This is a genomic window from uncultured Anaerococcus sp. (assembly GCF_963510575.1).
In the GTDB taxonomy this organism is placed as follows: domain Bacteria; phylum Bacillota; class Clostridia; order Tissierellales; family Peptoniphilaceae; genus Anaerococcus.
Genome location: NZ_CAUPFR010000061.1, coordinates 1 through 10,406 on the forward strand (window position 1 = coordinate 1; position 10,406 = coordinate 10,406).

10 protein-coding genes are annotated in these 10,406 nt (G+C 34.7%); 3 read left to right on the top strand and 7 right to left on the bottom strand.

Going from position 1 to position 10,406, the window contains the following annotated elements; genetic code table 11:
- Positions 1–511: DeoR/GlpR family DNA-binding transcription regulator (locus RQ907_RS05600; RefSeq protein WP_311492397.1), on the bottom strand; the 511-nt coding region annotated here is incomplete at its 3' end.
- A gap of 167 nt (positions 512–678) precedes the next feature.
- Here RQ907_RS05600 and RQ907_RS05605 point away from each other — a divergent pair.
- Complete coding sequence (locus RQ907_RS05605; RefSeq protein WP_311492398.1) at positions 679–1,254, top strand: xanthine phosphoribosyltransferase; 576 nt, start codon at positions 679–681, stop codon at positions 1,252–1,254.
- Between the two features lie 367 nt (positions 1,255–1,621).
- On the opposite strand, the gene RQ907_RS05610 is transcribed toward RQ907_RS05605, so the two are convergent.
- Together RQ907_RS05610 and RQ907_RS05615 are read right to left on the bottom strand one after the other, a co-directional pair.
- Complete coding sequence (locus RQ907_RS05610) at positions 1,622–3,919, bottom strand: hypothetical protein (RefSeq protein WP_311492399.1); 2,298 nt, start codon at positions 3,917–3,919, stop codon at positions 1,622–1,624.
- Positions 3,912–5,984: an MMPL family transporter gene (locus tag RQ907_RS05615; protein ID WP_311492400.1), complete on the bottom strand. Its 2,073-nt coding sequence runs from the start codon at positions 5,982–5,984 to the stop codon at positions 3,912–3,914. The genes RQ907_RS05610 and RQ907_RS05615 overlap by 8 nt, the downstream gene beginning before the upstream one ends.
- Before the next feature lie 584 nt (positions 5,985–6,568).
- On the opposite strand from RQ907_RS05615, the gene RQ907_RS05620 reads away from it, so the two are divergent.
- Positions 6,569–7,003, top strand: coding sequence for a flavodoxin (locus RQ907_RS05620; RefSeq protein ID WP_311492401.1), 435 nt, complete (start codon positions 6,569–6,571; stop codon positions 7,001–7,003).
- A gap of 1 nt (position 7,004) precedes the next feature.
- Entirely contained in the window at positions 7,005–7,550 is a 546-nt protein-coding gene (locus tag RQ907_RS05625; protein WP_311492402.1) for a DUF3793 family protein, read from the top strand.
- A gap of 103 nt (positions 7,551–7,653) precedes the next feature.
- Here the strand turns inward: RQ907_RS05625 and RQ907_RS05630 are convergent, their stop codons facing one another.
- From RQ907_RS05630 to RQ907_RS05645, 4 genes are all read right to left on the bottom strand, one after another.
- The gene (locus RQ907_RS05630) at positions 7,654–8,601 is read right to left on the bottom strand and encodes an L-lactate dehydrogenase (RefSeq protein WP_399522375.1); all 948 of its coding nucleotides are present in this window, start codon (positions 8,599–8,601) and stop codon (positions 7,654–7,656) included.
- A 94-nt stretch (positions 8,602–8,695) separates the two neighbouring features.
- On the bottom strand, positions 8,696–9,418 hold the full coding sequence (locus tag RQ907_RS05635) for a copper homeostasis protein CutC (protein ID WP_311492404.1): 723 nt from the start codon (positions 9,416–9,418) through the stop codon (positions 8,696–8,698).
- A gap of 109 nt (positions 9,419–9,527) precedes the next feature.
- Positions 9,528–10,058 (bottom strand): isochorismatase family cysteine hydrolase, encoded by a 531-nt coding sequence (locus RQ907_RS05640; protein ID WP_311492405.1) that lies wholly within the window; start codon positions 10,056–10,058, stop codon positions 9,528–9,530.
- Positions 10,059–10,072: 14 nt separating this feature from the next.
- Positions 10,073–10,406 (bottom strand): hypothetical protein (locus RQ907_RS05645; RefSeq protein ID WP_311492406.1); only part of this gene is annotated, 334 nt, incomplete at its 5' end.

The following is a 10,406-nucleotide window of genomic DNA, read 5'->3' on the forward strand; positions in this document are numbered from 1 at the left end:
CATCATAACCATTTGCTCCGATAAAGGCCAAATCAAAATTATATTTCCCTATGGATTCGAGGGTTTTTAGTCCTGTTGTCACCTTAGTTTCTGCCTTGATATTTCCTTCCAAAATAATGGTCGAAATATTTTTGCTAATCAACTTATCTATGTGCATAAGACCATTTGTAACAATAGTTATATCTCGGCCCTCTTCTAAGTGGTCAATCAATTCATTGCAGGTTGATCCTGCATCTAGGTAAATAAACTTGGCATCCTTGATTAGCCTTGCAGCCTTTTGACCGATTTGAGATTTTTCCTTAAGCTTGGTTTTTTGGTTGTCAGTGAAATTTATCTCGCTTGCGGCGATATTATTTAAAACCGCTCCTCCATGGACTCTTGTAATCTTGCCCATATCCTGGAGATAGGACAAGTCACGCCTCAAGGTAGATTCGCTGACCCCTAGCTTATCAGTAAGAACCTTATTCGATACTGCATCCTCTTTTTTTAGTATTTCTAAAATAATATCCAATCTTTTTTCTAATATCATGTTGATATTATAGCACCAATTTCAATCATAGTCAATCAAAATCAATCATTTTCTTCCATATCCTGAAAAAATTGACTATTTTATACGGAAAGATTATAATTATTTAAAGTACATAGTTAGTTTTGAATTTTAAAATATAAGGAGATATGATGAGAGAACTAGAAGAACGAATTCTTAAAGACGGGATTGTTATTGGACCAAACATACTAAAGGTAGACTCTTTCTTAAACCAACAAATTGACTCTAAACTAATCCATAAAATGGGAGTTGAATTTGCAAATTATTTCAGAGACAAAAAAATCGATAAGGTCCTAACTGTAGAATCATCCGGTATAGCACCAGCCCTTGCTACAGCATTTGAGCTTGGAGTAGACTGTGTTTTTGCCAGAAAAAAACAATCACTTACAACAGGTGAAGACTTTTATCATTCAAGCGTATATTCATTTACCAAACAAGTCACAAATGAGCTAATAGTCTCAAAAAATTTCCTTAAAGAAGGCGAAAACATCCTCATGATCGATGACTTTTTAGCAAATGGTCAAGCTGCCAAAGGTATGGTTGCCATAATCAGACAAGCTGGAGCAAACCCAGCCGGACTTGGAATTGTAATCGAAAAATCATTTAGCGAAGGTAGACAACTTGTAGAGGAAATGGATATAGACATCTATTCCCTAGCAAGAATCGCAAAATTAGAAGAAGGTAAAATCACCTTTGTAGAAGAATAAAAAACAAACTGCCAGATATCTGGCAGTTTTTGATTGAAAATTTTTATAATTTTTTATTAAATCCCTTTTGACGTAATTTATATGATATAATAATAGTGCCTAACACCATATTTTATTAGGTGGAGGGAGGTGAGAAGTATTGGTTCTCATAATATGGGAAAATTTTTATTTTCCGCTACTTGTAGGAATAATTCTAATTATTTTAGAAAAATATTTAGATTATCGTCTCAAGTAATTAAAAAAAGCACTAGTCACCAGCTAGTGCTTTTTTGGTGAGTAATCATTGGTTCTCATACTCAGCTTTGTAAGAGGTGGCTTCTCTCGGTATTATTATATGGGTTTTCCGAGATTTTTCAATATCTAACTCTTATCTGATTTTTTCTATTATTCTTGATCTTGTTTCTATATCATCAGTTGAGCCTGATATTGAGTTGTTTTTCTTAGCAAGCTTTGACATTTGGTCTAGGATTTCTCCTATTTCTTTGATATCTCCGGTTTTTCCGGCTAATTTATCAATGCCTTCTGCTTTGTATCTTCTTAGGCCTGAATCAAATTCTTCATACTTTTCATTATAAGTATCTGATCCTTCTTTTAGCTTAAGTGCACCTGCCCTTAGGTCAAGAATTCCCTTATTTAAGTCAGAAAGCCCCTTAGCCATCGGATTTAAAGCCTTATCATTTATTGAACCGAGATTTCTTAAAGCCTTGGACCTTTCCTTAAATTCGCTAAGACCACCGGATAATTTTTCTGAACCTTCCTTTAGGTAAGCTGATTTTGAATCTAATAAATTTAAACCATTAACGAGTTTTTCCACGCCTTCTTTATTGGCTTGTGTACCAGCTACTAGGTTTTGAGATCCTTCCTTAACCTTATCCAATCCTGCGTCAAATTGGTTTAGGGCCTCTCCTAATTTCATTAGGTCGGAATCAGATAAGCCACTTTCAATTTTTTCTATACCCGCTCCTAGTTTGAATGATGCTTCTTCTAGATCATCTTTAGATCCATCAAGTTTTTCGCTCATCTCTCCTAGGCCCAGGCTCAATTTGTTAAGACCACTTGTAAGCTCATTTGATGCTCCGCTTAAGTTCTTTAAACTAGCGTAAATTTCTGCATTTACCTTTGCACTGGCGCCAAGTTTTTGACTTTGCCCATAAAGGCCATTTTTGATTGCTCTTAGGTTTTCAATCTCACTTGTCAAAGCTCCGTCAGTATTTTTGGCTTCAAGGCTTGCGATTTGATTTTCAAGATTAGCCGCATTTTGATTAATATTTGATATTACTGCTCCGGTACTTGGAGCATTTTCTCCTGCAAGGCTTAAATCAGCAAGAGATTTGGAAATTTTTGCTGAAGATTCGCTTGCTGATTTTAGGCCCATATTTAATTTATCTAAAGAATCTGCCATTGGATCTATGCTTTGACTAAAATCATCAATGCCAGTTTTTAAAGCCTTTAAAGAAGTCGCAAATTCTGTTAAATCATTGCCACCGGCACCTTGGGATAATTTTTCCCTAAGTTCCTTACTTCCTTGGCTAAGTCTTTCAATTCCTGCATTTAACTCGGTCGAACCTTGATTTAGACGGTCTGCGCCATCCATCAAATCACCCATTTTTGAATTTATCTCAGAAAGACCACCTGTATATTGGTTAAGACCAGCATTTAAATTTGCCCCTCCCTCATCAAGGGCAGAAATAGCATTTTCCATTGGTACAATTTTTTCTGGTAGACTTGCAAAGGCACCGCTCATTTGGTCAAATCCTGCCATTAACTTCTCAGATCCTGCGGATAGTTTTTCAGATCCATCAGCTAGGTCAGAAATCCCCTTATTTAGTCTTTTACTTCCTTCTTTGAGTTTGCCTGAACCATCAACAAGCTTACCTGCATTTGTTGTTAATTCATCAAGTCCACTTTCCAAATCATCAAAGGATCCTAAGCTTTTACCGTCTTGGAAAATTTCGTTTGTTATTACAACATAGGCTTCGCTAGGTTTGAAATTTTCTACATCCATTTCAATTTCAATCTGATCCTTAAACTTATCAAGCTTTTCATCATCCAAAAGCCCAGCAAAATTTTCCCTTAGACCTGGAGCAAGGACTCCCGCTACTATTTGGTTTTTGCCGTCTTTAACGATTTTAGCTGAATCAGCCTCGATATTTTTTACCTCATCATCTGCAAAGGTCATCTCAGTCATTACAAGGTATGGTGAGTAAATCATCTTGCCAGATTTTTGCTTTTCTTTTACCTTGTTGTGGGCTGTGATAGTGATTTTTACCTTGCCAGACTTTCCTTCTAGGTCCTTAAAATTAATAGCCTTGCCATCTAGTTCGTATTTTATTTCCACATCAACAGGCAAGTCCTTGTCGGTCTTTCCCTGGTAATAAAAGTCTTTATACTTAGAATTTATATCAATAAAACCGTCCTTGGCCTCAATTTTTTCATCAGTTTCAAGATTTTTAATGTCTTTAAGGTCTGACTTATCCTTTACATCTGTCTTTCCGTCCTTATTTATCCAAACTGAAACAGTCTTATCTTTGACTTTATCCGCCTCTTTTGTCACATAAACAGTTTCATTTTTATAGGTTTTAGCCTCACTAGCATAGGCGATATTTCCACCAAGAATTGAACTTACGCTTAAAACTGCTAGAGCTTTCACAAATTTTTTATTCATTTTCTTTTCCTTCCTTAAATCCTTTTGTAGTTTTTTCGATAAAGGGAATTGTAAGTCCTATTATGGCTGGTAGGAAGATGATAATTACAAGCATTGAAATTATCGCACCCCTAGCCAAGAAAATACAAATAGTTGATACAATTTCCATCTTTGAGTAGATACCTACACCAATAGTTGCTGCGAAAAATGAAAGGGCAGATGTAACTATTGATTTTGATGTTTCCCTGACTGATAGGTCGAGGGCCTTTTCCAAGTCTTTGTGTTTTTTATATTCGAAAATAAACCTATCCATCATAAGTATTGAATAATCAACGGTTGATCCTAATTGAACTACACCAATTATTATCGAAGTAATAAATGGTATGGTGTGGCCAAAGTAGAATGGGATTCCCATATTTATAAAAATCGCAAGTTCTATGGCTGCAATTAGGATGATTGGAATGGCAAATGACTTAAAAACTAAAGCGATAATTAAAAATACCACTATAATTGAAGCGATATTTACCATCTTAAAATCCCTATCAGATAGGATTGTCAAATCCTTTGTAAGGACAGCTTCACCTGTAAGTTTGCCATCAGGATCGTGTGCCTTAACAATCTTTTCAATCTCAGAAAGCTGTTTATTAACTTCGCTTGAAGCTGTTTGATACTCTGAATTAACCATGATCATCTGATAGCCGTCTTGAACGAAGTTTTGCTTTAATTTTTGAGGTAATATTTCGCTTGGCACAGTAAGGCCTGTCATTGAATTTACGCTTAGGACGTTATTTACCCCCTCCACATCTTTAATTTCTTCTATCATCGAATTTACACTTGTTTTTGAAAGGTCTTCCTTGACCACTATAAAGTGGCTTGAGGCCATATTGTAGTCTTTTTTCATCTTGTTTAGGGCAACAATAGAATTAAGGTCTTGTGGAAGTGACCTGTCCAAATTGTAATAAAGATTTGTATTTCTTGCCCCATATACAGCTGGTATAAACAAAAGCAAAAATACTATAAAAAGTTTTTTCCTGTGTTTGATTGTAAAGTTTGCTGTTCTTGAAAAATCAGGAAGTAAAACCTTGTGGTTAAACCTATTTACAAGTTTTTCTGCCAATAAAATCATTGGTGGCAAGACTACAACTGTTGAAATAAGTCCTAAAAGCACTCCCTTACTCATTACAAGACCAATATCCTTGCCAAGACCTAATTGCATTAATAAAAGTACCAAAAATCCAGCAAAGGTTGTAAGGGATGATGCAAAGATAGATGCTAGGGTTGAATCAATGGCTTTGGCCATAGCTTCGTTATTGCTTTCATTTTTCTTTTTCTTTTCTACATACCTGTGATAGAGGAAAATCGAATAGTCTGTTGTAACTGCAAGCTGCAAAACTGCTGCGATTGCCTTGGTAATATAGGAAATTTCTCCCAAGAAAAAATTTGTTCCAAAGTTATATAAAATAGCATAACCTATATTTAGCATAAAGAGAAATGGGATAATAGTTGATTCATTGGCCAAAGATAGGACTACAAGGGCCAAGGCAACGGCTAAACCGACATAAATAGGCGTTTCCCTATCAATAAGGTCCTTAGTATCTTTAACCAAGGAAGAAATTCCACTTAGGTATTTTTCCTTAGACTCAAGAGCCCTTATCTGATCAATTGCCTCCATAGTCTTAAAAGACGAAGAGGATTCGGAAAATTTAACCATTAACATAGTCGAATCTTCTGCATAAAAAGAATCTCTTATCTCATCGGGCAAAAATTCACTCGGAACTGTATCACCTACAATTGAAGATTTTGAAATTACATCTTCTACTCCGTCTATTTCTAATATTTCTTTTTTTAACTTGTCTGCATCGTGGTCAGTACCCTTTAAGATAAGCATGCCCGTAGCGGCATTCTTAAAGTCCTTATCAAGGATTTCCTGGCCTTGGGTAGACTCAAGATTTGCTGGCAAATATGATAGGATATCATAGTTGACCCCTGTGGTCTTATAACCAATCCAAGACGGTATAAGTAAAATAGTCATTATCAAAAGCACGAGTCTTGGATGGTATGAAATAAATTTTGATATTTTTTTCATCACTAACTTCCTTTCTAATTAGGACCAAAAAAGACAAGCTAAGACTTTAAATAATTTCAATAAAATAGGATTTTGATTTTGCTAAAATCTTTTTACCTTAATATTTATAATCAATTTGCAAGGAAAATAAAGTGTGATTCACATTATATTATTTTTACTTTATTATTAAATTAATAATCAAAATATTTATTTTTATTATTTTTGATTATCTAAGTCTTAACTTTACGATTATTAAACTTTATTTTTTATGTCCTCACTTTATAATACACTCATTCGAAAAGAATTCAAATTTAGAAATAATATGATTTATATATAAATTTTTATTAAGCTTTTATATTTTGCCAAAATATTGTATTCTTATCTCTTATCCCAGAATTTTTTCTCTAATTTTTTACATTTGCATTAAAATAAAGATTGAAATCAAGCTCTTTATTAATTTTTAATAAAAAAATAAAAAAATGCTTGACAAGAACCAAACAATAGTTTATTATTAGGTTAGACGTTGATAAGGATTATCAATTTCATAAAATATTGATAAGGATTACCAATATCACAAATTATGAAATCAAATTAAGGAGAAAAACATGAAAAAAGTAGCAGTAGTTTATTGGTCAGGTACAGGTAACACTCTAGCTATGGCCAACGAAATAGCAGATGAACTAAAAAATTCAGATTTAGAAGTAAGTGTTATTAATTGTTCAGATTTTAGCGAAAGCGATGTTGCAAACTATGACGGTTTTGCATTTGGTTGCCCAGCTATGGGATCTGAAGAGCTTGAAGATAGCGAATTTGAACCTATGTTTGAAAGCGTAGAAAAATCTCTATCTGATAAACCAGTTTTAATTTTTGGTTCTTATGAATGGGCTGAAGGTGAATGGATGCAAACTTGGCAAGAAAGATGCGAAGGCGATGGAATAAACTTAGTTTGTGATGGACTAATCGCTTATGATTACCCAGATGATGAAGCTTTAAAAGAATGCAGAAGGGCAGGCTCTGATTTAGCTAAAGCCTTAAGCTAAGATGAATGAATTCCTTTTGGTTAATTACGCATCACAAACCTTAGCAAACAGAAAAATCGCAAATCTATTTACTTTTAAAAATATACAAAATATCAACATCGAAAAAATGGTCTCCGAGTGGAATGAATTACTTAACAAGAAAAATATGTATGTAGAAATACTTAAGACCAACCAAAAATCCGCTCAAATTTACGCTTATAGGCCAGAGAAATTATCTTATGTTTTGAACCAAACTAAGATTAAAAGTCTCTTATCCTCTCTGGGCTATAAGACAAATGACCTAAACCAGTGCTTAAGGCATCTGAAGTTTAGGTTTAAAAAAGAAAATTTCCCCCACGAAATAGGTATTTTTCTTGGCTACCCCTATGAGGACGTAGTTGGTTTTATTGAAAATAAGGGGGATAAGTTTTTGGCCAACGGCTACTGGAAAGTTTATGCCGATAAGGACCAAAAAATAAAATTATTCGAACACTATAATAAGATTAAAAAATCTTACAAAACAATTTATAAGAGCCATAGGGATTTAAACAGGCTCTGCATTGGATAGAAGAACCATTGTCTTATATCCCAAAAGGAAATTTGTCATTCCTTAACTAAAATAATTTACTATGCAAAAAAATAAGAGAGTAGGTCACTACTCCCTTATTTTTTTATTTTTCAACAAGACCAGCATCAATCATTACTTTTCTAAGAGTGCCTGCTGATTCTTTCATTCTCTCTTTCTCAGTATCTGTTAGGGGTACATCTATAACCCACTTTACACCTGCCTTGCCAATTACTGATGGAACACCTATGAAAATATCTTTTTCCCCATATTCCCCATCAAGGTAGGATGAGGTTGAATACACTGAATTTTCATCATTTATAATAGCTTCTACAAGTCTTGCTAAGGCCACGCCTATGCCATAAAAAGTCGCACCCTTTTTATTTATAATTTCATAGGCAGCATTTTTTACCTTTTCAAAAGTATCTAAAAGGGCCATTTCATCTACATCTGAGTGGCTGGCTACCCATTCATAAATAGGAAGACCGCCAACATTTGTGTGTGACCAAACAGGAAATTCTGTATCCCCGTGTTCGCCCAAAATAAAGGCATCTACACTCCTTGGATCAATTCCTATTAGAGAAGCTATTTCCTTTTTAAACCTTGATGTATCAAGGCTTGTACCAGAGCCGATTACCTTTTCAGCAGGAGCACCAGAATATTTCCATGTAGCATAAGTTAGGATATCAACAGGGTTTGAAGCAACCACATAAATTCCCTCAAAACCAGAATCCTTAATCTTTCCAATCATATCCTTGAAAATCTTTAAGTTTTTGCCTACCAAATCAAGTCTAGTTTCACCTGGTTTTTGTGGAGCACCAGCTGTGATTACCACTACTTCAGCATCCTTACAATCAGCATAATCCGCCTTGAAAATTTCCTTTGGTTTAGTAAAGGATAGGGCGTCTGAAAGGTCCATGGCATCGCCTTCTGCCTTATCTTCATTCAAATCTATGATTCCAAGCTGTCTGCCAATGCCTAAAATTGTTGAAGCATAGGCAAAAGATGATCCTACTGCTCCATCGCCAACTAATATAATTTTGCTATCTTTAATCATAATATCTCCTTATCTGTAAAATAATTTTTCCTTATCTAAATTTAATTTTAACAAATTTTGGAATTTTTACTATGACTCAGGTCACAATTTTTTATTTTTTTAATTCGTCAACTGCCATCCTTGCTGCTTCAACAAGACCAGAACTTGTCCACCTATAGTCAAGAAAATCCTCGCCAAAATTATCATAGTCAATCTCTGTTTGACCTGTAAAGGATGCTGAAAGGTGGAAATTTTCTATGCCGGTTTTTTCATAAATCTCTCTAATGTTTTCATAATTAACCCCAGAACCAGCCATAATTTCAATCTTATCACCATATTTTTCTTGGATTTCCCTAATTAAGTCCAAACCCTCAACAGCCTTTGGCTTTTTGCCTGAAGTTAGAATCCTATCAACCCCCATCTTAATTAATTCTTCAATTTTTTCCTCACCATCAATAGAATAATCAAAGGCCCTGTGAAGAACTACCTTCTTTGGAAAGGCTAAATATACAAGTTCCTTCATGGTTTCTATATCAAGCCTACCATAGGAATCAAGGACACCAAGGACAAAGCCATCTATCGGCTTATCCTTAAAGGCAATAATGGTAGCCTTCATTTCGCCAATTTCAAATTCATCATAGGTAAAATGTCCAGGTCTCGGTCTTACCATAACAAATTTTTCTATATTATCATAATTACAACAAATATCAACAAGCCCGGCCGATGGAGTTAGGCCATCAAGTGTTAGGGCCGAACAGATTTCTACCCTATCAGCCCCACCAAAATAAGCTCCAATCATTCCATCAAAAGAATCAATACAAATTTCAAGTTTCATAAGCTCTCCTTAATTTATTCTGATTTTATTATATCAAATTTTTTTAATAAATTTCTAAAAATTTCAAAGAAAAAAAGCCATGAGTTCTGAAACTCATAGCCTATAAATCTTAATCTTGCCTAAAATCTGCAAATTTTATAATATTAACCTGACAAGATGCCATAGCAACAAGGCTTGCCTGGTGGGCAGCTTCGCTTGTAGCCCTACACAAGTCTTCAATTACAGTTACTTCCGTATCTAAAAGGGCATTTTTAATCATGATAGCATTTGAAAGCACACAGATATCCGTACAAATTCCTACCATATAAATATTTTTGATTTTTTCTTTTTTATCTAAGTCCTTTAGGTAATCAACAAGTTCATAAGACCCAAAAGATGGCTTGTCTATAACCTTCTTGGCCTTGGTAGGTATTTTTATTTCCCATCCTTTACTTCCCTTTATGCAGTGGGTCACAGGTAGGTGCCTGCCCTCAAGGCTTTCCAAATAAGATTCATCGTGGGTATCCCTAGTAAAAATCACTTCCCCCCTAAAATTTTCTACTAATTTTTCTATTGGTTTTACAATCTTATCATTGCCTTCGTTGCCCAAGGCACCGTCAACAAAGTCATTTTGTAAGTCAATTACTAATAATACGTCCATACTCAGCCCATTCCTTAATTTTTTAATTCTTCTATTTCGCTCTCTAGCTTGTCTCTTATTTCCACAATAGCATACCTTAATTCTTTTAGGGCAACTAAGTTTTCTTTTATTTCCCCTTGGACTCTTATGTCGGTGAAGACATTGTCAAAAACCACATCAAATAGCTCGTCTGATGTCCTATCTGGTATGGAATCTGGTAAGCTTATATCAACATCACTGAGTTCTTTATTAAGAGATTTAAGGCTTGCTGAAATTTCCCCTAAACTACGGTTTGCCTGGCCTATCTTGTCTCTTTTAACAAGGCTTGAAATTAAGCCTCCTCCTAAAATATCTAGGATTCCCCAAGAT

Bases quoted from the DNA above. Each gene is read 5' to 3' on its own strand.
- RQ907_RS05625 (WP_311492402.1), top strand. From the start codon at position 7,005: ATGAATGAATTCCTTTTGGTTAATTACGCATCACAAACCTTAGCAAAC.
- RQ907_RS05610 (WP_311492399.1), bottom strand. From the start codon at position 3,919: ATGAATAAAAAATTTGTGAAAGCTCTAGCAGTTTTAAGCGTAAGTTCA.
- RQ907_RS05615 (WP_311492400.1), bottom strand. From the start codon at position 5,984: ATGAAAAAAATATCAAAATTTATTTCATACCATCCAAGACTCGTGCTT.
- RQ907_RS05635 (WP_311492404.1), bottom strand. From the start codon at position 9,418: ATGAAACTTGAAATTTGTATTGATTCTTTTGATGGAATGATTGGAGCT.
- RQ907_RS05605 (WP_311492398.1), top strand. From the start codon at position 679: ATGAGAGAACTAGAAGAACGAATTCTTAAAGACGGGATTGTTATTGGA.
- RQ907_RS05620 (WP_311492401.1), top strand. From the start codon at position 6,569: ATGAAAAAAGTAGCAGTAGTTTATTGGTCAGGTACAGGTAACACTCTA.
- RQ907_RS05640 (WP_311492405.1), bottom strand. From the start codon at position 10,058: ATGGACGTATTATTAGTAATTGACTTACAAAATGACTTTGTTGACGGT.